A 20,725-nucleotide genomic window follows, 5' to 3' on the forward strand; every position below is an offset into this window, starting at 1 on the left:
TGCCACAACCCAAGGCTGAGATGTGGGCCCGTTCCGCGCCCCCTTGAACCGTCACGAGGAGCCGTCCGATGCTGAAATCCCTGCTTGCCTCTGTTGCCCTGCTGGCCGGCGCCCATGCGGGCCTGGCCTGCACCGCCGTGGACATCCTGGCCGCCGACAAGACCATGATCGCGGGCCGCACCATGGAATGGGCCTTCGACATGAAGTGGACGCTGGTCGGCCAGCCCGCCGGCACCGAACTGACCCTGACCGCGCCGCCCGACACCGGCCTGCCCGCCAAGACGGTGAAGACGACATACGGCGTCATGGGGATCAGCGCCGAGATCTTTCCGGGCGGGGCGATCATCGAGGGCCAGAACACCGCGGGCCTTGGCATGAGCGGGAACTTCCTGCCGGGCTTTACCGAATACCAGACGGTGACGAAGGACGACACCGAATATGTCTCGGTCCTGGGCTTTGGCGCCTGGGCGCTGGGCACCCATGCCACCGTGGCCGAACTGCGCGAGGCGCTGCCCAAGATCAAGGTCTGGGCCGATTCCTCGCTGCCGAGCGGGCCGACGCCGCCGGACATCCATGTCGTCTTCACCGACCGTACCGGCGACGGGATCGTGGTGGAATTCGTGAACGGCGAAGTGCAGATCCACGACAACGTGGCGCATGTGCTGACCAATGCGCCGACCTATGACTGGCACCTGACCAATGCCCGCAACTACCTGAGCCTGAGCACGGTGGGCGTGCCAGAGATCACGCTGGGCACCGCCAATGTCACCGCGATTGGCCAGGGCGGCGGCATGATGGGCCTGCCGGGCGACTATACCCCGCCGTCGCGCTTCATCCGCGCGGCCTTCCTGCGCCACCACATCACCCCGCCCGCCACCGGGGCCGAGGCGATTCAGGCGGTGGACCACATCCTGAACACCGTCGACATCCCGCTGGGCATCGCCCAAAGCAAGGACGGCGACCAGGTCGTGTCCGATTACACGCAGTGGGTGGCGATCAAGGACCTGACGAACAACCGCCTGCTGATTTCGGACTATGCGCACCGCACGAGCTTTGTCTCGATCGACCTGGACAAGGCGCTGGCCTCGGGCAAGGCGGGCGGCGTTCTGGTGACGGACCTGCCCTATCCCGACGGGGCGGTGGATGCGACGGAAGTGTTCGCGAAGTAGGGGGGCACGTCCGGTTTCTCCTCTCAAGGCCCCCTTGCCAAGTCCCCCCTCCCCTGTCCCCTCCCCACAGGGGGGAGGGGAAGCGCCTGGGATGGCGCGGGCCGGGCGAGCCCGAGGCCATTGCCTCGGGCGTTGTGGGCGGGTGACACGAGACCGCCCGTGCGCTTGGCGTTCAGGGAAACTGGATGGCCCCTTGGCAATTTGGGGGCCAAACGGCCAACCGCGTCGGTCGGGTGTCCACCGGACACCCGCCTTGTCGGTGCGAGGGTAGGGTGCGTGCTTGCACGCACCGTTTGCGGATCGAAGGGAGGGGGAGGGAGCGGGGACGGTGCGTGCGAGCACGCACCCTACGGATGGCTTCGGCTCGCTACTCGTTGCCCGTTCCCGGAACGACCCGATCCACTAGCTCAAGGAATTGGCGGGTATCTGCGAAATAGTTCGGGTATGCGGCGGTGACGCTCTCGACGTTCTCCGCGGCCACAAGCACGACATCCGTCAATTCATCATTCATGTGGGTTTTCTCAAGTTCTGCATATCGCAGTGAAGCATTTGATATTGAACTGAAAGACTCTATACTGGTGCGTTGCTGCTTGAGATCCAAAATGAGGATAAAATGGCTATCCGACTTCCGCTTGTTCTGTGCGATGTAGTTGTGCGCCGCGCTGAAATTTCGTAGCTTCTTTCGTGCCTCAAGTTTTCTGTCCAGCGCGAAAATGCGCTCGGCTACCTGTTGCTTGGATAGGTCGGCATGCAGCCGAGGCGTGTCTTCAAATATAGAGAAGGCGGAGCTGACATACCTAAAATACTCTAGCCATTCAGCTGGCCCAATGCTCGATTTCAGTGGTGTGCGAACATAGATCCCGGCAATCTCAACTGCTGTGGCCCAAGCATGTTGAACGCGAGTTCTAAGCTGAACTTCAATTCGGTGTCCGTTATAGTTATGGGCGCGATCACTCTGGTATCGATAAATCAAGTGTATTCCCCGGTAGCCGGAGGCTTGCGGGGTCTCGATGTAGTCTTTCTCCGTCGCTAAATCATGTCTATCACGGGATTTTCGATACTTCTCTCGTATCAACCGTGCCGAATCGACGGAATTGACAATAGCTCGACTGCCTCCAAGGTCCTGCATCCTGGAAAGTTGCATATCTTGATAGCGTACGAGTTTTGCGATAACTGAAGGCGCGCGCTTAAGTCGCTGTACGATTTCTGATTGAGGGTCAACTGCTTTCGCTCTATGGCGAAGTGTCATCTGAATGGTATTAAGGGGAAAAGCATGGCTGGCGCGCCAAGCATCCATAATCTGGTATGCGTCAATATAATCATCAAATCTCCCAAGATCGAACGGCATCCTTAGAATGTCACCAGCGCGGTCAATGTCTCTGCGAGAATAATCGCATGTCTTCCAAACGATAGCCATTACCCCCAAACCTCCACAAACTCCCGCCACTCGCCCTTGCTCATGCCGGAATCCTCCTGCCCCACGACCTCCCCGTTCAGCCGCCGTTTCAACACCGCCACGGCCTTGGCGCTCAGGTTGACGCCGCCCATGCGGTAATCCTCGAAGGCGGCGAAGGCCAAGGGGACCCAGTCGGCCACCATGCGGGCCATTTCCTCGGCATAGATGCGGATTTCGTATTGGGCGTGGGCGTCGGCGCGCAGGCGCAGGAAGTGGAAGAGGTTGTGCAGGTCGCACTTCCAGTACCATTGCGTATAGATGTTCATCGGCAGGTTCATCCGCGCCAATTCGCGGGCAAGGCCCTGCTGAGGTGTTCCGTCAGGCTGGGCCTGGCTCAGCATCTCTTCGTAGTGGTCATAGGCCGTGGCGGCATCGCGTTTCAGCACCTCGAGCACGCGGGCGGCTTCGGCACCTTCCAGAACGGCGCCGCGGCCCTGGTTGTTGACGGTGCTTTGCGCGGCGAGTTGGCCGGGTTCGGGGATGTAGAACTCCCGGTCCAGGATCGAATAGCGGGCGGAATATTCGTTCACGTTGGCGGTGCGGTGCCTGATCCACTGGCGGGCGACGAAGACCGGGAGCTTGATGTGGAACTTGACCTCGCACATCTCGAACGGCGTCGAATGCCAGTGGCGCATGAGATAGCGGATGAGGCCGGCATCGTCGGAGACCTTCTTCGTGCCGGCGCCGTAGCTGACGCGGGCGGCCTGCACGATGGCGGCATCGTCGCCCATGTAGTCGATGACGCGGATGAAGCCGTGATCCAGCACGGGATGGGGGGTGTAGAGGCGGGCCTCCATCCCCTCGGACACGGCGCGCAGCGTGGGGCGCGGGGTGGCGCGCAGGGCCTGGGCCTCGGCGATCTGGTCGGGGGTGAGGGCCATGGCTGCCTCCGGGCTGTGGGGTTGGGCGGAATGAGTCGCGCGACCACTATATCTAGTCACGGCGCGGGCTCAAACCGCAGCATACGTTAGGTCAACCGGGGATTGCCTTTGACAGGCCGGGGGCGATAGATCACAGTCGGCGGAAAGCCGGGACAGGTGACGCAGGGGGACGGAATGCCGAACTGGACGAAGGCGCTGGCGGTGCTGGCCCTGGTGGCGGCCTGTGACGGGAATCCCTGGGCGGTGGAGGAGGAAGAGCCGCTGCCGCCGGGCACGACGGACCCCACCGCCTCGTCCCCGATCACCCGGACCGAAGAGGTGGACGACAGCGGCAACGGCTTTGCCGAGGGCATGAGCTACGACGCCACGACCGACACCTTCACGGTGGACGGGTTGGCCTTCGACGGGGACAATGTCTATACGCGCGACACGGCGGTGCCGAGCCTGGGGCCCTTTGCGGTGTATGAGGCGGCTTCGGTGTTCAACGATCCGCTGACGGGCCAGCCGATCGAGCAGTTCCAGCACAAGGCGATCTACGGCGTCGATCCCGACGGCGACGTGAGCTTTGCCATCGTGCGGACCGGGTCCTATGTGCCCTATGGCTATGGCGGGTGGATCTACAGCCGGTCGGGCGGGGTGGAACTGCCGACGACGGGGCAGGCGTCCTATGTTGGCAACTACGCGGCGCTGCGCGATTTCGACGGGCGGGGCGGGCTGGAATATGCCACGGGCACGATGAACATCGCCATCGACTTCGCCGACTTCAACGATGGCAACGGTGTGCAGGGCCAGGTCTATAACCGGCGGATCCTGGATACGGATGGCCGCGATATCACCAATACGGTGATCGCGGCGCTGAACACGGAATACGAGGCCTCGGCCACGACGCTGCCGGTGATGAACTTCAAGGTGGGGCCGGGGGTCACGACGGCGGCGGGCGAGCTTTCGGGCGGGATCAGCAGCTATGTCGTGGACAACGAGGGCAACCTGACCCAGCTGGAAGACGGGAAGTATTACGCGGTTCTTTCGGGCCCGAATGCCGGCAAGGTTGTGGGTGTGATCGTGGTGGAAAGCGACGATCCGCGGTTTGACGCCACGGTGCGCGAGACCGGCGGTTTCATCCTCGTCCGCGAGTGAGCCGGGGATGAACGGGCGGGCCGCGGCGGGCTGGCTGGCGGCGCTTTGGCTGGGGCTGGCCGGGGCGGCGGAGGCCAAGCCGGTGGTGCTGGACCCGGCGGGGATGCGGCAGCTGGCGGCCGAGGTGCTGAACGCCGGGCAGGCCGAGGATGCGCTGGCGCTGACTGAAGCCCTGTTGCAGCGCGATCCGCAGGATGTGACGGCATTGGTCCTGCAGTCGCAGGCGCTGCGGATGCTGGGCCGGATGGACGAGGCGCGGCAGATGGCGCGCCGGGCCTGGGCGGTCGCCGAGACGGACGAGCAGAAGTTCAGCGCGGCGGTGACACGGGCGCAGGTCCTTTCGGCGGAAGGGCGGCGCACAGCGGCGCAGTTCTGGCTGCGCCGGGCGGTTCAGGTTGCCCCCACGGAAGAGGCGCAGGCGCTGGCCGAGCGGGATTTCCGCTATGTGAGGGCGCGCAACCCCTGGGTCTTTGCCTTTGATCTTTCGGTGGCGCCGTCATCGAACGTCAACAACGGGTCGTCGCGCGGCACCTTCGACCTGATCGGGATCGAGGATCTGCCCATCCCCGAGGACATGAAGGCCTTGTCGGGCCTGGATATCGCCTTCGGGGCCGATGTGACCTATCGGCTGCCCGCGACGGACTGGTCGCGCACGGAGTTCGGCCTGGGCCTGCTGACGCGGCAGGTGGTGCTTTCGGCCGATTCCAAGTTGCAGGCGCCTTCGGCGGAAGCGTCTGACTACGCCTATGACGCGGTGGAGCTGGGCGTGACGCACCGGCGGCTGGCCTTCGCGCCGCTGCGCTATGCCGAGTTCGGCGCTTTGGTCGGCCATAACTGGTATGGCGGGGCGAGCATGTCGAACTATGTTCAGGCCAATTTCGGCATGGAGGATAGGACTGCGCCGGGGCGGGTGCTGGGGTTCGACATCATGGGCGTGCGCACCTGGAGGCTGGATTCGGACACGCAGTCGAACGACCAGATCATCGGGTCCATCGGGGTTGACCAGGCCTTCGGCGAGGCGGGCATCCTGTCTGTGGATTTCGTCGGGCGGCAGGTCTATTCGGAATCGCCCGAATTGGCGGGGACGGGTTATCTGGGCAGCATCGGCTGGGAATTCGCCGACCCGCTGCCGGGCGACATCACGCTGTCGGCCTCGATCGGAGTGGGCTACCGAACCTATCCGAATTCGAACTATGCCGATGGCGGGCGGCAGGATCGCACACAGATCGGTGATGTGAGCTTTGGCCTCAACCAGTTGACCTATCTGGGCTTCGTGCCCACGGTCAGCCTGACGGCGGCGCGCACACGGTCCAACGCGGCGCTATTCGACACGCGCAGCCTTGGCATCAACATCGGTTATGAATCGGCCTTCTAGTGCCGGTTTGCGGCCGAAACGGCAACGGAACAGGAGAAAACCCATGAAGATCCGCTATCTGCACACCATGGTCCGGGTGCTGGACCTTGAGAAATCCATCGCCTTCTACAAGCTTCTGGGGCTGGAGGAGACGCGGCGGTACGACAATGAGGGCGGGCGCTTCACGCTGGTGTTCATGGCACCGCCAGGCCAGCCGGAGTGCCCGGTGGAACTGACCTACAACTGGGACGGCGATGCTGGCCTGCCGAGCGACAGCCGGCATTTCGGCCACCTGGCCTATGACGTGGAGAACATCTACGACGTCTGTGCCCATCTGCAGGCCAATGGCGTGACGATCAACCGCCCGCCGCGCGACGGGCGCATGGCCTTTGTGCGCAGCCCCGACAATGTGTCGATCGAACTGTTGCAGATGGGCGAGGCTTTGCCCCCGGCGGAACCCTGGAAATCCATGCCGAATACCGGGCATTGGTGAGACCCTTGGACACAGCAGCAGGCAGGGGCCTTGGCCGCCCCGGCCTGCGTTCGCCAACCGTTCCGTGCGGGCCAGTCGAGGCCCCGGCCTGCGCCGGGGCGTGAGCGAGGTTCAGTTGGCGGGAACCGTCCTGACATCCAGTTGCAGGATGACCGGGGCGGGGCCTGCGTCTTCTTCGCCATCGTCCAGTGCGATGGCGCCGCGCGTGGTTTCGCCGAAGCCGGCCTCGCGCAGGGCGAGATCGAGGTTCGAGGCGGTGCCGCGCGTCAGCTCCAGTGCATCCTGGGCGAGGAAGGCCAGGTTCTCGACCGGCGATTGCGGGGCGGCCGGGGAGAGCACGACAACCATGCGTTCCTGGCCGAGGACGGAATCGGAGATCTTGAACAGGCCCTTTTTCAGCGTGTCGCCGGGTTGAAGGCGTTCGGCTGCCCAGTGCGTGATGGAATAATCGGCGCCGATGTAGAGGACGTTGATGTCGACGGGGATGTCCATGTGGTTGGTGGCCAGAACATGCACCTCGTCTTCCGGCACGAGGCGCGGCACGGCATCGGTGGAAAGCGGGCGGAGCTTGCGGTCTTCGGGCGTGCGGGTCTGCATCGCCACATCGACGTCGAGCCCCTCGCCGCCGAGCCCCTCGCCGAGTTTCAACAGATTCAGCGCCTTGGCCATGTGGTTGAGCGTATCGGCCAGGGTGGCGGCGAGGGTTTCGCCGTCCTTGTCGGCGGTGCCGACCGATGGGGTGGAAGTCAGGTCGTCGGCGAGGCCCGTGGCGGGCAGCACCCAGATCGCATCGGGGCGCGGGCTTTCGGGGATGACGGCCAGGCGCAGGTCGGCCTCTTCCCCCGCAGGGACGAAAGTGATGCGGGGGCCGGCGGATTGGGTCAGGGCGTCGGTGGCGGCGAGCAATTCGTCTGCCGGGGCGGTGCCTGCTTTGGGCAGGGCGACGGTGAGCGAAAAGTCGAGTTCGGCCGAGACGCGGCGCAGGACGAGGCCCTTGGGCAATTCGGGCGGGAGCGACTTGCCATCCACCGCGACCGGCACGGCGGTTGCGGTGAAGGTGTCGGCGGCCTGCACTTCGGCGTAGCCAAGCGCGGCTTCGGTCGGGTCGGCGGCGGAGGCGAGGACGGCGAGGCGCTCGCCCTCCTTCAGGCCGTGGAGCGTGCCGGCGGGCAGGGCGAAGCTGCCGTCTTGCAGCGTGGCGGGCCATTGCGCGATGCGGGGGCCGGAATCGCCCGAGAAAGCCACGGCATCGAGATCGCCTTCGAACATGGGCGTGGTGCGGGCGATGGAGGTGGTGGCATATTTGCGCAGCACCTCTTGCCCGATCTGGCGATAGGTCGCCTGGGGATATTCGGACAGGACCTGGAACAGGGTCCAGGTGAAGACGCCCTGTGGCATCCGGCCTGGCTTGCCCTTGGGCAGGTTCTTTTCGGGCGTGACCTCGGTGGTCTGGGCGGCGAAGAAGGCGACGAGGCGACCCTGTTCGGGGCTGTCCTCGCCGGCATCCACCGGGGCTTCGGGCTGGGCGCGCGGGTCTTCCAGGCCGCGGGTTGCGGGGGCTTCGACCATGTCGAGGCCAAGCGCCTCGGGCGGAAGCTGGCGGGTGCGCACCTCTTCGTCGCCCGAGGGGGCGCCGCGGGTGACGGTGCCGGAATGGCAGGAATCGAACACCGCCCACACGTCGGCGCCCTTCGCGCGGATGGAATCTATCAATTCTCCGATCTCATCGTCGATCAGGGCGTTCTGGACGCTGCCCACCTCATCTGACCAGGGGCCGATGTCGATGGGGAGGAACAGCTCGTCCAGCCCGTCGAGTTCGGCCTCGGGGTTCTGGGCCGGGGCCTGGGTGCCGTGGCCCGAGAAATGCAGGTAGACGAAATCACCGGGCGAGACTTCGGCCACCAGGTCGGCGAAGGCCTTGCGGATGGCGTCGAGCGTGGGTTCGCCCGCGCCGTCCACGCCATCGGCCAGCACGGTGACATGGTCGGGCGGGAAGGGCACGGGCGAGGCGGTGGTGAGCCAGGTCTGCACCAGCGCGACGTCATTTGCGGGGCCCTTCAGCCAGTAGCGTTCGTCGAGGTTCCGGTACTGGCTGGCGCCGATCAGGAGCGCGTAGTTCTCGCGCGCCAGGGCGGGCAGGGCGGAAAGGGCGAGGGCGGAGGAGAGAATGAGGCTGCGGAGCATGGGATCAATTCGTCATGAGGGCATAAGGTGTTGAATCGGGGCCGGCATTGGTGACCTCGATGGCCACGCTGTCGGGTTCGGCCTGGGTCCAGGCGCAATAGGCGATGGGGCTGGGATCGGTGTCGGCGCAGAGCACGGCGCCGGAGCCGTCGCGGACGACAAGGTTCAGGTCGGTGCCGGATTCGGGTTCGACATAGACTTCGGTGCGCTGGCCGGCCGTGACTTCGATCAGGGGGAAACGGTCGGTGGAGCCGGGGTCGATGCGGTCGAGCCGGTAGACCGGGCCGGTGGCGACGCCCTTTGCGGCCTCGGTGGCGGTGTCGTCGATGAGGGCGAGGAGGGTTTCGTCGCCGGCGGCCAGTTGGGTGGCGCTGTCCAGCATGACCTGCCAGCCCACGGGCAGGGTGCCGCCGGGCGGGAAGCCCGCGGCCTTGCGCAGGCGGGCGGCGGCGAGAAGCAGGACCGGGTCCTGCAGCGCCAGCCCCTCGGCATAGAGCCGGGCGGAAAGGTCGGCCTCTTGCAGCGGGCCGGCGAGGGCCGGGCTGGCGAGGAGGGCGAGAAGGAGGGCGGAGCGGAGCATGGGGTTGTCCTTCGGGTCGGGTGCAGGATGGCGGGGGGGGCGCCCTGTGTAAACGCGAAGTTTTCGCATGACGGTCTTTGTCATGTGACCCTTTCGGGCCGGGGGCATAGCCTTGGGGCATGACCTGACGAAAGGGAGAAGATCGTGCTGCGTCAGAAGGATATCCGCCTGTTCCGGGGCTATGCCGTCGAGATCGCTGCGGCTGCGCTGGTGCTTTTGCTGTCGCTGGTGCCGATGCGGGCGGCAGAGCCGGCGCCGGGCGTGCTGGACGGGGCGCTGGCCACGGTGTTCACCGTGCGCGCGGCCGATGACGGTGCGCGGTTCCTGGGCTCGGCCTTCCTGTGGGGCGAGCACGGGGCGGTGGCGGTGACGAACGCGCATGTGGTGGGCAAGGCGGCCGAGGTGCGGCTGACCGATGCGCAGGGGCGCGAGGAGATCGGCCGGGTGATCGCGGTGGACGCACTGCGCGACGTGGCGGTGATTGCGGTCGCGCCGGGCCGTCCGGGGCTGGAGCCCGGCGCGGCGCCGCATCTTGGGCAGGCGGTCTGGGCGCTTGGCGCGCCCTTGGGGCTGGACCTTTCGGTGACGGATGGCACGGTTTCGGCGCTGGCGCGTCAGGTGGACCCGACCGCGCCCCTGCGCATGGTGCAGCATGATGCGGCGGTCAATCCCGGATCGTCCGGTGGGCCGCTGGTGGATGCAGAGGGCGGACTGGTTGGCATGAACAGCCGCATCGCCGACGGCTCGCGCACCTTTGTGGGCATTGCCTATGCGATCACGGCGGCGGATCTGGACCGCATCGTGACCGGGCTGGTGGACGAGACGCTGGCTCCCCTGCCGAAGCTGGGGCTGCGGGCGCGGGCGGTGGACCGGGTGATTGCGGCCGCCTTGGGGGTGGAGCCGGGTGGGCTCTTGGTGGACGAGGTGGAAGCGGGCGGTCTGGCAGAGATGTCGGGCCTGAAGGCGGGCGATATCCTTCTGGCGGTGGATGGCAAGCCGATCGCCGCGCCGGGTGATCTGCCCTTTGCGCTTGAGGCGGCTCAGGCGGCCGAGAGTGCCGATCTGGTGATCCGGCGTGATGGGGCGGCCGTGCTGGTGGTGATGGAACTTGCCCCCATCGGCGAGGACATCGGTGCGCTGCGCGACCTGGGCGAAGTGAAGAAGGTGGATTCCTACACGCTTGCGAGCCTTGGCGTGACGCTGGACGAGGAGGGGCAGGTGAACGAGATCACGCAAAACTCGCCCGCCGCCCGTGCGGGGCTGGCCAAGGGCGACCGTATCCTGGCGATGAACGGGCAGGAAATGGCGGGCAGTGCTCTGGAGACGGCAGAGATCACCAAGGCCACCCTTTTGCTGGTGGCGGGGCCTGGCGGGGCGACGCGGCACGTGCTGGTGGATCCCTGGGGCCGGGCCGACGGGATGCGGGCTGTGGGTGGCGCGAATGTGCTTGACCCGGCCGTGGTGGTGTTCTGACATCGGGGCCGGAGGACAGAATGGACCGTATCCTGATTGTCGAGGACGACGTCGCCACCGCCCTGGCCGTGGCGGGTGAAGTGCGGGCCCTGTCCTGTGATCCGGTGATCCGCGACACGCTGGACAGTGGTCTGGCTGAGGCGGCGCGTGGCGGCTATCGCGTCATCGTGCTGGACCGGATGCTGCCGGGGGGCGATGGCGTGGACGCCATCGCAAGGCTGAAGGCGGCCGGGTCGGATGCGCTGATCCTGGTGCTTTCGGCGCTTGGCCGTGCGGCGGAGCGGGTGGAGGGACTGGAGAAGGGGGCGGATGACTATCTGCCCAAGCCCTTCGAGCCGGAAGAGTTGCGCGCGCGGCTGCGGGCACTGCTGCGCCGGGCGACGATGCAGGTGCTGGACAATGACCTTATGGCATTCGGCGACCTTGAAATCCGGCTGAAGGCCCGCACCGTGCATGTGAAGCGCGAGCATGTCCCGGTGAGCCCGCGCGAGTTCGACCTGATCGTCTTTCTGGCACAGAACGCGGGCCATGTGGTGACACGGATGCAGCTTCTGGAGAAGGTCTGGAACCTGCATTTCGACCCCGGCACCAATGTCGTTGACGTTCATGTCGGCCGGCTGCGGCGCAAGCTGGAGGACGCGGGGGCGAATGTGATCCAGACCGCACGGGGCGAGGGGTATATCTTTTCGCCGATTGTATCGACTGCGAGCGCGGCGGGGTGATCCGCCTGTCGGCCACATTTCGGCTTGCGGCGCTGGTGGCGCTGACTGTGGCGGGGTTGTCTTTACTGGGCATGGCCGCGCAGTACCGGCTGGTTTCGATGCGGCTTCATGAGCAGACCGAGCGGCTTCTGGCCGCCGATCTGGGCGGGCTGGCCGCACTGTATGAGCAGCGGCGCATCATCGCGTTGCGCGAGGCCATCGACTATAGGGTCGAGACCTCGGGCGGGGGCGAGATGCTTTTGCTGATGGACCGGCAGGGGCAGGTTCTGGCGGGCACGCGCAAGGCATGGCCCGGGGGGCTTGCGCCCGTGGGAGCGGGCTTTGCCGCGGAGCCGGCGGTGGAGTTCGAGGATTCCGGCACACGCTGGCTGGGGGTGGCGCGGGAGCTGCCGGGGGGATTCCCTTTGCTGGTGGCGCGCAGCCTGGGGCCGGTGGATGGCACGCTGAAGGCGCTGCGGCGCGGTATTCTGGGGCTGGGGCTTGTCATGCTGGCTGCGGGGGCCGGGGTGGGCTGGCTTGCGGCGCGCCATGTGATCGGGCGGATTCAGCGGGTGAATGCCCTGGCGGACCGGGTGGCGGCTGGCGACCTGGCGGCGCGACTGCTGGGGCCGCAAAGCGATGATGAGTTCGGGCAGCTGGAGGCGCATGTCCATGCGATGCTGGACCGGATCGAGACGCTGAACCGCGCGACGCACCGGCTTTCGGATACCATCGCGCATGAGCTGCGCACGCCCTTGAACCGGATGCTGCAGAAGTTGCAGGAGGTTCGGGGGCAGGACGAGGTGACGGGGGCGCTGAAGGCCGAGATGCGGCAGGCGATCCGGGTCTTCGATGCGCTGTTGGACATCAGCCGGGCCGAGGCCGACAAGGGCGCGGGCGGGCTGGTGCCGGTGGACCTTTCGGCGCTGGTGGCCGAAGTCTGGGACCTGTACCAACCGGCGGCCGAGGAGCGGGGGCTGGTGCCCGCCGCCGAAGTGGCAGAGGGCATCCAGGTGCTGGGGGACCGCAGCCTGATTGCGCAGATGCTGTCGAACCTTCTGGACAATGCACTGAAATACGCCCGGCCCGGCGACGACCTGCGGGTGACGCTGGCTGAAGGCGGGGACCGGCCGGTGCTGTCGGTGGCCGATACCGGACCGGGCCTGCCGCCCGAGATCGCGGGCGAGGCTTTCGAGCGCTTCGTTCGGGGCACGCGCGACCAGGCGAAGCCCGGCCACGGGCTGGGGCTGGCGCTGGTGAGCGCCATCGCGGCGCGGCACGGCGCGCGGCTGACCCTGCCGCCGGTGGAGCGCGGGCTGACGGTGCAGATCGCCTGGCCCCGGCTGGCGGCGTGACCCCTTGCGCCTTGCGGGCAGGGGGCTAGGCTTGGTCCAGGAGGACCCGATGCCGTTTCCGTTCCGCCTCTTGATGCTTGTGCCGTTGCTGGCGGCCTGCGGCACGCCGCAACAGCGCTGCATCAACAGTGCGGCCGCCCCGCTGCGGCCGGTGGACCGGCTGATTGCCGAGACCGAGGGCAACATTTCGCGCGGGTACGGGTTGCAGGCGACCACGATCTATCGCGACGTCTGGGTGCCCTGTGGTGGGGTCTACGGACCCTATGGCTATCGCCCCGCGGGAGGCATGTGCATTGACGAGCAGGCGCAGATCATCGAGCGGCCGGTTGCCATCGACATCGACGCGGAGAGAAAGAAGCTGGCGCAGTTGAAGGCGAAGCGGAAGGAACTCGCCTCGGCTGCTTCTGCCGGCATCGCACAGTGCAAGGCCGAGTTCCCCGAATAGGGCCTAATGCGCGGCGAAGCGCACGCCATCGAGCAGGCCACGCCCGCCATCGACGGTGAGCACCTGGCCGGTGATGAAGCTGGAGGCGTCGGAGGCAAGGAACTGTACCGTTTCGGAAAGCTCATCCGGCGCGGCGATGCGGCCAAGCGGGGTTTGCGCCACGATTTTCTGGCGCGCGGCGGCGTCTTCCTTCAGCGCGTATTGCAGGCTGCCGCTCATCACCGAGCCGATGGCGACGGCGTTCACTCGGATGCCCTTGGGCGCGAGCGCGACGGCCATGGACCGTGTGACCTGTTCCACCGCGGCGCAAGAGACGGAATAGCCCAGGAGCTCGGGCTGGGTGACGCGCACGGCGACGGAAGACAGGTTGATGATCGAGCCGATGGGGGTGCCGGGTTCGACCGCATTCTGGTCGGCCCAGTGCATCATGCGCTTGGCGGTCATCTGGGTGAGCCGCAGGCCGGACATGACGTTTTCGCGGAACAGGTCCGAGACCGCGTCAGCATCGGCCGACAGGGGATCGGACAGCGCCATGCGGCGCGCGGCGTTCACCAGGATGTCCACGCGGTCGAAGGCGTCGATGGTGGCGGAAAGGAGGTTGGTGATGGCGAGCTTCTCGCAGAAATTGCCAGCGAAGGACCGGATCGGGCCATCGCCCCGCGCCTCTTCGCCGATTTCGGCATCGAGCCGGTCCTCATCGACGTCGGCGAACATGACGTTGGCGCCCTTGTCGGCAAAGTGGCGGGCGATGGCGAGGCCGATGCCCGAGGCGGCGCCGGTGACGATGGCGGTCTTGCCGGTGATGGAAAAGCTCATGAGGATCTCCTGTCCTGGGGCGCCCGGGTGCCGCGCACCGGGCGCGCGGCGCGCACCAGGCGGAAGGCGGGGTCGGTGCCCAGTTCCTCGACCGTGTGGAAGAGGGTCTTGAGGGGGGAATCGTAGGGGAGGTGGCGGTTGGCGACCAGCCAGAGCGTGCCTTCGGGGCGCAACATGGATGCAGCAGCGCGCAGGAAGGCCAGACCCAGGGCAGGATCGGCCTCGCGCGAGACGTGGAAGGGCGGGTTGCAGACGATGTGGTCGGCCAACTCTGCCGGTTTCCAGCGCGTGGCGTCGGCCCAGTGGAAGGCGGCGCGCGGGTCGGGGATGTTCAGGCGTGCGCAATCGAGCGCGGCGGCGTCGGCTTCGACCAGATCCAGGCGGGTGACGCCGGGATGGGCCAGCACGGCGCGCGCGAGGTAGCCCCATCCGGCGCCCAGGTCCACCACGCGGCCCGACATCTGGCGCGGCAGGACGGCGGCGAGGAGGGCGGAGCCGCGGTCGGGGGCGTCGGCCGAGAAGACACCCGCGATGGTGGTGAAGCCGTCCGCGATGGGGCGGGGCCGGGCGATCCAGGCCGACAGATCGGCGGCGCCGGCGGGAAAGACCGCCAGTCGGCCATGCGCCTTGGTGACCGGATCGGAAAGGGCGCCTTGGGGCAGGGCGGCGCGAAGGTCGCGCAGGACGGATTCGATTCCGTCGGTTTTCTGCCCGTCCACCGCCACCGGGCCGCCGGGTCGGACCGAGGCGGCGGCGCTGGCCACCAGCGACAAGGCGGCGTCCCGCGCGCGGGGCAGACAGACCAGTGCGGCAGCCAGACCTTCCGGTGCGGTGGTGGTGCAGGTCCAGCCGGCGGCGGCGAAGGCGTCGTGGTCGGGGCGGAAGCCGGTGACGATGACGGTGCGCGACCGGGGCAGGGCGCCCAGATCCTCGCCCGCATGGGGGGAGAACACGGCGATCAAGCCATCGGCCGGAAACGCAAGAGCGCCGCTGTCGAGCGCAAGACTCAGGCGGGTGGATCGCATGGTCGGGCGCAGTGCGCCCTCAGTCCTTTTCCATGGTGCATTGCAGCGGATGTTGGTGGCGGCGGGCGAAATCCATCACCTGCGCCACCTTGGTTTCCGCCACCTCAAAGGAGAAGACGCCCACCACGGCGAGGCCCTTCTTGTGAACCGTCAGCATGATTTCGAAGGATTGCGCGTGGCTGAGGCCGAAGAACCGTTCCAGCACATGCACGACGAATTCCATCGGCGTGTAGTCGTCGTTCAGAAGCAGCACCTTGTACATTGGCGGGCGCTGCGTCTTGCTTTTCGTCTTGGTCAGGACGGACGAGTCCGTGCCATTGCCGCCGCCGGGCGGGTTGGACATCTTGACGGGCGCAATGACCACGGGGCGCGGCTCCACTCGGATTCGAAATCTGGCTGACGAGCGCAATATAGCGTGTTCCCCGCGCGGGAAAAGGGGAGGGTCCTTGCAGTGCAGGGGCGAAGCGGCAAAAAGGCACGGGGAGACCGCATGATGACCACACCGATCACAACCGTCGCCTTCGACGCAGATGATACGCTTTGGCAGAACGAGACGTTCTTCCGGCTGACAGAGGAGCGTTTCGCGGCGCTGCTGGCCGACCATGCGGCGCCGGATCACCTGATGGAGCGGCTGATCGCCGCCGAGCGGCGGAACCTTTCGCACTACGGTTTTGGTGTGAAGGGCTTCACGCTGTCCATGATCGAGACGGCGATCGAGGTGACGGAAGGCGCTGTTCCGGCCCGGATCATTGCCGAGATCCTGTCGGCCGGGCGCGAGATGCTGGAAACCCCGATCGAGCTCTTGCCCCAGGCGCGCGAGGCGGTGGAGGCACTTGCGGGTGACTTTCAGGTGCTGCTGATCACCAAGGGCGACCTTCTGGATCAGGAGCGCAAGCTGGCGCAATCGGGCCTGGGCGAGTTGTTTCACGGGGTCGAGATCGTGAGCCACAAGACACCGGCCACCTATGCCGCGGTCTTTGCGCGTCACGGCGAGCGGCCAGACCGTGCCATGATGGTGGGCAATTCGCTGGCATCGGACGTGATCCCGGTGATCGAGGCGGGAGGGCATGGCGTGCATGTGCCGCACGGGCTGACCTGGGCGCTGGAACATGCAGAGCCGCCCGAGGGTCATCAACGGTTTCACCGTCTTGCGGATTTGGGCGACCTGCCCGCGCTGGTGCGCCGGTTGAACGCCGGATAGGGGAGTCGCCGCAACCCGTTGGGGCCTGTTGGGGGTGTCAACCCCATATGTTCCGCCGTGTTCTGAAGAACACAGTCAAAGCCTTTGAAATCGAGGGCTTTTCGGGACGGCCGGCTCTGTGTTAGCCTGAGCGAGTCGAAGGTCCCGCAAAACAAGGGTCCGCGGCAGAGGCAGGCAATACAAGGACAAGCGGCGTGGGACTTCCCATCAAGCAGTTTGCACGCAATTTCGTTCTCCTGTTCGGGTTGGTGCTGGCGGCAGCCTGTTCTGCCCCGCGCGAGACCGGCGCGGCGCCCTATGCGGCTTTCGTGATGGATGCACGGACGGGGCAGACGCTGTACGCGGAGAACGCGGATGCCAGGCTGCATCCGGCTTCGCTGACAAAGATGATGACGCTGTACATCGCGTTCCAGGAAATCGAGAAGGGCAACCTCTCGCTGGACACCGTTGTGACGGTGACACCCTATGCGGCATCGCAGCCGCCGTCGCGGTTGGGTCTGAAGGCCGGGCAGAAGATCCAGATGCGGTATCTGATCCGCGCCGCGGCGATCAAATCGGCCAACGATGCCGCCGCCGCCATCGGCGACCACATCAGCGGCAACCAGCAGGCCTTTGCCAAGCGGATGACCAAGACCGCCAAGGCGATGGGCATGAAGAACACGACGTTCAAGAATGCCAATGGACTGACCGCAGATGGCCACCTGTCCTCCGCCCATGACATGACGATCCTGGGGCGGCATGTGATCTATGACTTTCCGCAATACTACAACCTGTTCTCGCGCCGCACCGCCGATGCCGGCATTGCCGAGGTGCAGAACACCAACCGCCGCTTCCTAGATGCCTATCCGGGCGCGGACGGCATCAAGACCGGGTACACCGTGGCGGCGGGTTTCAACCTGACGGGTTCCGCGGAGCGTGACGGCAAGCGCATCGTGGCTACGGTGTTTGGAGGCAAGTCCACGGCGCACCGCAATGCGAAGATGGCGGAGTTGCTGGACCTTGGATTCCGCAAGGCGGGCAGCGGGGCGGCCGAGCCCGAAACCGCGCTGATCGCCGATGCCGGCACGGTCGATGACGGCAACGAGGAAGGCGGCACTGCGAAGACCGTGCGCGTGGTAATGAATGTCAACGCCTCGCCGCGCCCGAAGGCCAATCCGGGCATGGCACCGGCGGCGATTGCGGTGGCGGCGGCCGAGGCGGCACCCGCGCCGGAGGCTGCGGAAGAAACCGAGGTGGCGGCTGCGGCGCCTGCGCCCGCGCCAGAGGCGGAAGCGGCGGTCGTGGTGGCCGATGCGTCCACCGAGGAGCCGGAGGAGGCCCAGGTCGCCGCGCTGGCCGTGGATCCGGGCTCTGTGCAATCCACCGCCGCGGCGCCGGCAAATTCCCTACAGGGTCAGGCGCAGGCGATTGCCGACGGGTCGGCAACCGGCACCGATCCGATGGTGACCCTTGCTTCGGCCAGCCCAAGGCCGGCCAAGCGCAAGGCGCCGATCTATGACGACGCGACCGTCGTGGCCGCCGTTGCCCCCGCAGAGCAGGAGGTTGTGACCCGTGTCTCGACCTCTGGCGGGCGTGACTGGGGCATCACCGTTGGCCGGTACAACACCCGGTCCGAGGCCGAGCGGGTGCTGTTGAAGACCCAGCTGGCCGAGACCGCGACGTTGAACGACTCGCTCCGCAAGGTCGTGTCGCGTGGCGGCGGCTATGAGGCGACCTTCTCGGGCCTGACCCAGGATCAGGCTGACCTGGCCTGCCGCCGGCTGGCGGCACGGTCGACGCCCTGCTTCACGCTGGGGCCGTGAGCGGATTTGTCCTGCCCCCGCCGCCGCAGCCTTCGGTTGCCGTGGCGGGCAGCGTGAGCCGCCTTGCGGTCCGGCGCATGTTCTGCGTGGGCCGCAACTATGCGGAACATGCACGCGAGATGGGCCATGCGCCGGACGAGGCGCCGCCCTTCTTCTTCACCAAGCCGGCCGATGCCGTCGTGGACAGCGGCGCGACGGTGCCCTACCCGCCGATGACGGCGGACTTGCAGCACGAGGCAGAACTCGTGGTGGCGATCGGGGCCACGGGCGCCGACCTTTCCCCCGATGAGGCCGCGCGCCTGGTCTGGGGCCATGCCGCCGGCAACGACCTGACCCGACGCGACCTGCAGGCCGAGGCCAAGGCGCTGCGCCGGCCCTGGGACATGTCGAAAGGGTTCGACGCCTCGGCGGTGGTGGGGCCGGTTCGGCCGCTGTCGCTTGGACCATTCGGCGATGCGGCCATCACTTGCCGCGTGGATGGCCGGATCACGCAGCAGGCCCGGCTGTCGGACATGATCTGGGACGTGCCGCATCTACTTTCGCATCTGAGCCGCTTCGTGACGCTTCAACCGGGCGACCTGGTGTTTACTGGCACACCCGCAGGCGTTGGCCCCATCGCGCGCGGGCAGACCGTGACGGTCGAGATCGACCGGCTGGCGCCGGCGACTGTCACGTTCAGTTGACACCTTTCCCTGCCGGGCTGGCTGCGCTAGCAGTCGGGAAATGGCCGGGAGGACGCCCATGAGCAACGGATTCGACGACCGCAAGGCCCGCGCCGCCGGCTGGTTCCGCGAGTTGCGCGACCGCATCGTCACGGCTTTCGAGGGGCTGGAGGACAGTCACGGCGGGTCGGGCACCCCCGGACGGTTCGAGGTGACGCCCACCTCGCGCGCCGATGGTGGCGGCGGCCTGATGAGCGTGATGCGCGGCGGGCGGGTGTTCGAGAAGGTGGGCGTGAACGTGTCCGAGGTGCATGGCACCCTGGGCGAGCGGGCGCAGCGGGCGATGGCCGCGCGCGGCGTGCCGGGCATGGACAGCGATCCGCGGTTCTGGGCCTCGGGCATCAGCCTGGTGGCCCACATGGTGAACCCGCACAGCCCGGCGGTGCACATGAACACGCGCATGTTCTGGACGCCCCATGCCTGGTGGTTCGGGGGCGGGTCGGATCTGAACCCCTGCATCGAATACCCAGAGGACACCGCCGCCTTTCACGCGGTGCTGAAGGCCGCCTGCGATGGCCACAACCCGGAGTACTACCCCCGCTTCAAGGCCTGGGCCGACGAGTATTTCTTCGTGCCGCACCGGGGGCGGGCGCGGGGCGTGGGGGGCATATTCTTTGACGACCTGAACACCGGCGACTGGGAGGCCGACTTCGCCTTCACGCAATCGGTGGGTAGCGCCTTCCTGCCGGCTTTTCTGCCCGTGACCGAGGCCCGGCGCCACGCGCCCTGGACAGAGGCAGACCGCGAGACGCAGCTGATCCACCGCGGGCTTTATGCCGAGTACAACCTTGTCTACGACCGTGGCACCAAGTTCGGGCTGGAAACCGGCCATGACGCAAATGCCGTGTTGATGAGCCTGCCGCCTCTGGCACGGTGGCCATAGGCCGGGTGCAATCTGATCCGTACCGCATTTGGCAGTGGAATCGGGCACGGCAACATCATACTGTTGTCGGCAAGAAAGACCGATCAGGCGAGAGGCGGGACAGGCATGGTGGGAAAGGGCGTTCGGGTAGCCCTGGCAGTTTCGGGACTCATCGCCCTTGCCACAGCAGCCGAGGCGCAGGAGCGCGTGACCCTTGGCTGGGGTCGCATGTTCTCGAACGACGCGATCGGAGACGGCCACGACCGGTGGCGCACCGGATCCTACACCGTGAGTTATATGCGCGGCCCTTCCTGGGATGGCGACCTGCCGACGCAGGTTGGCGAAATCCTTGAGTTCCGAGCAAGCGGCCAGACCATCGCACCGGCGAATCTGGCCGATCCCGCCCCCGATGACCGGCGTTATGCAGGGATCCTGACATTCGGCCTGCACACGCATTTCGACTGGCTTGGGCTGGAAACCAGCGTCGGGGCAGATTTGGACTTCACCGGACCGCAGACCGGATTGTCCAGCTTTCAGGAACGGGTCCACGACTGGACTGACCTGCCGGACCCCGAGCCGGCGTTCGAGAACCAGATCCCGAACCACATCTACCTCACGGCCATCGGCGAAATGGGCAAGGAGTTCCAGATGGGTGACGCGGGCCGTGTCCGCCCGTTCGTCGAAGCCCAGGCCGGAATCGAAACCTTTGTCCGGGCCGGGGCGGACCTTACCTTTGGCGGCTTTGGAGAAGGCAGTCTCCTGGTCCGCGAATACATGACGGGCCAGCGCTACCGCGCCATCAAGGGCGACCTGATCACAGGCACCAGTTTCACCTTGGGCGGCGACATCGCCCATGTCTTCGATTCCGCGCTGTTGCCCGAGGGAGGCGCGGCCGAATTGTCCTCGACCCGCGCGCGGGCGCGTGCCGGCATCCAGTGGCAGGGCGAACGCGCCAGCGTGTTCTATGGGATCAGCTATCTGGGCGAGGAATTCGTGCAGCAGCCGGAGGGCCAGGTGGTCGGGTCGCTGAACATCAACTTCCGTTTCTGACACTTCAGCAACGTGTGGT

General features: G+C 66.6%; 20 protein-coding genes. 13 read left to right on the plus strand and 7 right to left on the minus strand.

Annotated features, from left to right (window positions below):
- The first annotated feature begins 68 nt into the window (after positions 1 to 68).
- Positions 69 to 1,169 (plus strand): choloylglycine hydrolase family protein, encoded by a 1,101-nt coding sequence (locus tag JO391_RS02120; protein ID WP_220662567.1) that lies wholly within the window; start codon positions 69 to 71, stop codon positions 1,167 to 1,169.
- A 367-nt stretch (positions 1,170 to 1,536) separates the two neighbouring features.
- On the opposite strand, the gene JO391_RS02125 is transcribed toward JO391_RS02120, so the two are convergent.
- Together JO391_RS02125 and thyX are read right to left on the minus strand one after the other, a co-directional pair.
- Entirely contained in the window at positions 1,537 to 2,517 is a 981-nt protein-coding gene (locus JO391_RS02125) for a RelA/SpoT domain-containing protein (protein ID WP_220662568.1), read from the minus strand.
- Positions 2,518 to 2,585: 68 nt separating this feature from the next.
- The gene (thyX, locus tag JO391_RS02130) at positions 2,586 to 3,506 is read right to left on the minus strand and encodes an FAD-dependent thymidylate synthase (protein ID WP_220662569.1); all 921 of its coding nucleotides are present in this window, start codon (positions 3,504 to 3,506) and stop codon (positions 2,586 to 2,588) included.
- Between the two features lie 174 nt (positions 3,507 to 3,680).
- Between thyX and JO391_RS02135 the strand changes: the two genes are divergently transcribed.
- Genes JO391_RS02135 through JO391_RS02145 form a run of 3 tightly spaced genes read left to right on the plus strand, consistent with a single transcriptional unit; the run spans position 3,681 to position 6,490 of the window.
- Positions 3,681 to 4,643, plus strand: coding sequence for a hypothetical protein (locus tag JO391_RS02135; RefSeq protein WP_220662570.1), 963 nt, complete (start codon positions 3,681 to 3,683; stop codon positions 4,641 to 4,643).
- A 7-nt stretch (positions 4,644 to 4,650) separates the two neighbouring features.
- Entirely contained in the window at positions 4,651 to 6,018 is a 1,368-nt protein-coding gene (locus JO391_RS02140; protein ID WP_220662571.1) for a tetratricopeptide repeat protein, read from the plus strand.
- 43 nt (positions 6,019 to 6,061) lie between these two features.
- Positions 6,062 to 6,490 (plus strand): VOC family protein, encoded by a 429-nt coding sequence (locus JO391_RS02145; protein ID WP_220662572.1) that lies wholly within the window; start codon positions 6,062 to 6,064, stop codon positions 6,488 to 6,490.
- A 111-nt stretch (positions 6,491 to 6,601) separates the two neighbouring features.
- On the opposite strand, the gene JO391_RS02150 is transcribed toward JO391_RS02145, so the two are convergent.
- Together JO391_RS02150 and JO391_RS02155 are read right to left on the minus strand one after the other, a co-directional pair.
- Positions 6,602 to 8,674, minus strand: coding sequence for a caspase family protein (locus tag JO391_RS02150; RefSeq protein ID WP_220662573.1), 2,073 nt, complete (start codon positions 8,672 to 8,674; stop codon positions 6,602 to 6,604).
- Positions 8,675 to 8,678: 4 nt separating this feature from the next.
- Positions 8,679 to 9,254 carry a hypothetical protein gene (locus JO391_RS02155; protein WP_220662574.1) on the minus strand — a complete coding sequence of 192 codons (576 nt, stop codon included), beginning with the start codon at positions 9,252 to 9,254 and terminating at the stop codon, positions 8,679 to 8,681.
- 144 nt (positions 9,255 to 9,398) lie between these two features.
- Between JO391_RS02155 and JO391_RS21680 the strand changes: the two genes are divergently transcribed.
- Genes JO391_RS21680 through JO391_RS02175 form a run of 4 tightly spaced genes read left to right on the plus strand, consistent with a single transcriptional unit; the run spans position 9,399 to position 13,228 of the window.
- Positions 9,399 to 10,727 carry a S1C family serine protease gene (locus tag JO391_RS21680; protein WP_220662575.1) on the plus strand — a complete coding sequence of 443 codons (1,329 nt, stop codon included), beginning with the start codon at positions 9,399 to 9,401 and terminating at the stop codon, positions 10,725 to 10,727.
- 20 nt (positions 10,728 to 10,747) lie between these two features.
- Positions 10,748 to 11,449, plus strand: coding sequence for a response regulator transcription factor (locus JO391_RS02165; RefSeq protein ID WP_220662576.1), 702 nt, complete (start codon positions 10,748 to 10,750; stop codon positions 11,447 to 11,449).
- Complete coding sequence (locus JO391_RS02170) at positions 11,446 to 12,783, plus strand: sensor histidine kinase (RefSeq protein ID WP_220662577.1); 1,338 nt, start codon at positions 11,446 to 11,448, stop codon at positions 12,781 to 12,783. The genes JO391_RS02165 and JO391_RS02170 overlap by 4 nt, the downstream gene beginning before the upstream one ends.
- Positions 12,784 to 12,832: 49 nt before the next feature.
- Complete coding sequence (locus JO391_RS02175; protein ID WP_220662578.1) at positions 12,833 to 13,228, plus strand: hypothetical protein; 396 nt, start codon at positions 12,833 to 12,835, stop codon at positions 13,226 to 13,228.
- A gap of 3 nt (positions 13,229 to 13,231) precedes the next feature.
- On the opposite strand, the gene JO391_RS02180 is transcribed toward JO391_RS02175, so the two are convergent.
- Genes JO391_RS02180 through clpS form a run of 3 tightly spaced genes read right to left on the minus strand, consistent with a single transcriptional unit; the run spans position 13,232 to position 15,412 of the window.
- Positions 13,232 to 14,044 carry an SDR family NAD(P)-dependent oxidoreductase gene (locus tag JO391_RS02180; protein ID WP_220662579.1) on the minus strand — a complete coding sequence of 271 codons (813 nt, stop codon included), beginning with the start codon at positions 14,042 to 14,044 and terminating at the stop codon, positions 13,232 to 13,234.
- Positions 14,041 to 15,069 (minus strand): class I SAM-dependent methyltransferase, encoded by a 1,029-nt coding sequence (locus JO391_RS02185; protein WP_220662580.1) that lies wholly within the window; start codon positions 15,067 to 15,069, stop codon positions 14,041 to 14,043. Before JO391_RS02185 ends, JO391_RS02180 begins: the two co-directional genes overlap by 4 nt.
- A gap of 19 nt (positions 15,070 to 15,088) precedes the next feature.
- On the minus strand, positions 15,089 to 15,412 hold the full coding sequence (gene clpS, locus JO391_RS02190) for an ATP-dependent Clp protease adapter ClpS (protein ID WP_220664410.1): 324 nt from the start codon (positions 15,410 to 15,412) through the stop codon (positions 15,089 to 15,091).
- A 150-nt stretch (positions 15,413 to 15,562) separates the two neighbouring features.
- On the opposite strand from clpS, the gene JO391_RS02195 reads away from it, so the two are divergent.
- The 5 genes from JO391_RS02195 to JO391_RS02215 all read left to right on the plus strand — a co-directional run bounded on the left by JO391_RS02195 (position 15,563) and on the right by JO391_RS02215 (position 20,706).
- The gene (locus JO391_RS02195) at positions 15,563 to 16,270 is read left to right on the plus strand and encodes an HAD family hydrolase (RefSeq protein WP_220664411.1); all 708 of its coding nucleotides are present in this window, start codon (positions 15,563 to 15,565) and stop codon (positions 16,268 to 16,270) included.
- A gap of 194 nt (positions 16,271 to 16,464) precedes the next feature.
- Positions 16,465 to 18,072, plus strand: a complete 1,608-nt coding sequence (locus JO391_RS02200; RefSeq protein ID WP_220662581.1) for a D-alanyl-D-alanine carboxypeptidase family protein — start codon at positions 16,465 to 16,467, stop codon at positions 18,070 to 18,072.
- Entirely contained in the window at positions 18,069 to 18,755 is a 687-nt protein-coding gene (locus JO391_RS02205; RefSeq protein WP_259444797.1) for a fumarylacetoacetate hydrolase family protein, read from the plus strand. The genes JO391_RS02200 and JO391_RS02205 overlap by 4 nt, the downstream gene beginning before the upstream one ends.
- Positions 18,756 to 18,813: 58 nt before the next feature.
- The gene (gene hemF, locus JO391_RS02210; RefSeq protein ID WP_220662582.1) at positions 18,814 to 19,677 is read left to right on the plus strand and encodes an oxygen-dependent coproporphyrinogen oxidase; all 864 of its coding nucleotides are present in this window, start codon (positions 18,814 to 18,816) and stop codon (positions 19,675 to 19,677) included.
- 105 nt (positions 19,678 to 19,782) lie between these two features.
- The gene (locus tag JO391_RS02215) at positions 19,783 to 20,706 is read left to right on the plus strand and encodes a lipid A-modifier LpxR family protein (protein WP_220662583.1); all 924 of its coding nucleotides are present in this window, start codon (positions 19,783 to 19,785) and stop codon (positions 20,704 to 20,706) included.
- Positions 20,707 to 20,725 lie beyond the last annotated feature (19 nt).

This window comes from Neotabrizicola shimadae, from assembly GCF_019623905.1.
Lineage (GTDB): Bacteria > Pseudomonadota > Alphaproteobacteria > Rhodobacterales > Rhodobacteraceae > Neotabrizicola > Neotabrizicola shimadae.

Excerpts from the sequence above, each read along its gene's own strand:
- JO391_RS02120 (WP_220662567.1), top strand. The coding sequence starts at position 69 with ATGCTGAAATCCCTGCTTGCCTCTGTTGCCCTGCTGGCCGGCGCCCAT.
- JO391_RS02125 (WP_220662568.1), bottom strand. The coding sequence starts at position 2,517 with ATGCCGTTCGATCTTGGGAGATTTGATGATTATATTGACGCATACCAG.
- thyX (WP_220662569.1), bottom strand. The coding sequence starts at position 3,506 with ATGGCCCTCACCCCCGACCAGATCGCCGAGGCCCAGGCCCTGCGCGCC.
- JO391_RS02135 (WP_220662570.1), top strand. The coding sequence starts at position 3,681 with ATGCCGAACTGGACGAAGGCGCTGGCGGTGCTGGCCCTGGTGGCGGCC.
- JO391_RS02140 (WP_220662571.1), top strand. The coding sequence starts at position 4,651 with ATGAACGGGCGGGCCGCGGCGGGCTGGCTGGCGGCGCTTTGGCTGGGG.
- JO391_RS02145 (WP_220662572.1), top strand. The coding sequence starts at position 6,062 with ATGAAGATCCGCTATCTGCACACCATGGTCCGGGTGCTGGACCTTGAG.
- JO391_RS02150 (WP_220662573.1), bottom strand. The coding sequence starts at position 8,674 with ATGCTCCGCAGCCTCATTCTCTCCTCCGCCCTCGCCCTTTCCGCCCTG.
- JO391_RS02155 (WP_220662574.1), bottom strand. The coding sequence starts at position 9,254 with ATGCTCCGCTCCGCCCTCCTTCTCGCCCTCCTCGCCAGCCCGGCCCTC.
- JO391_RS02165 (WP_220662576.1), top strand. The coding sequence starts at position 10,748 with ATGGACCGTATCCTGATTGTCGAGGACGACGTCGCCACCGCCCTGGCC.
- JO391_RS02175 (WP_220662578.1), top strand. The coding sequence starts at position 12,833 with ATGCCGTTTCCGTTCCGCCTCTTGATGCTTGTGCCGTTGCTGGCGGCC.
- JO391_RS02180 (WP_220662579.1), bottom strand. The coding sequence starts at position 14,044 with ATGAGCTTTTCCATCACCGGCAAGACCGCCATCGTCACCGGCGCCGCC.
- JO391_RS02185 (WP_220662580.1), bottom strand. The coding sequence starts at position 15,069 with ATGCGATCCACCCGCCTGAGTCTTGCGCTCGACAGCGGCGCTCTTGCG.
- clpS (WP_220664410.1), bottom strand. The coding sequence starts at position 15,412 with ATGTCCAACCCGCCCGGCGGCGGCAATGGCACGGACTCGTCCGTCCTG.
- JO391_RS02195 (WP_220664411.1), top strand. The coding sequence starts at position 15,563 with ATGACCACACCGATCACAACCGTCGCCTTCGACGCAGATGATACGCTT.
- hemF (WP_220662582.1), top strand. The coding sequence starts at position 18,814 with ATGAGCAACGGATTCGACGACCGCAAGGCCCGCGCCGCCGGCTGGTTC.
- JO391_RS02215 (WP_220662583.1), top strand. The coding sequence starts at position 19,783 with ATGGTGGGAAAGGGCGTTCGGGTAGCCCTGGCAGTTTCGGGACTCATC.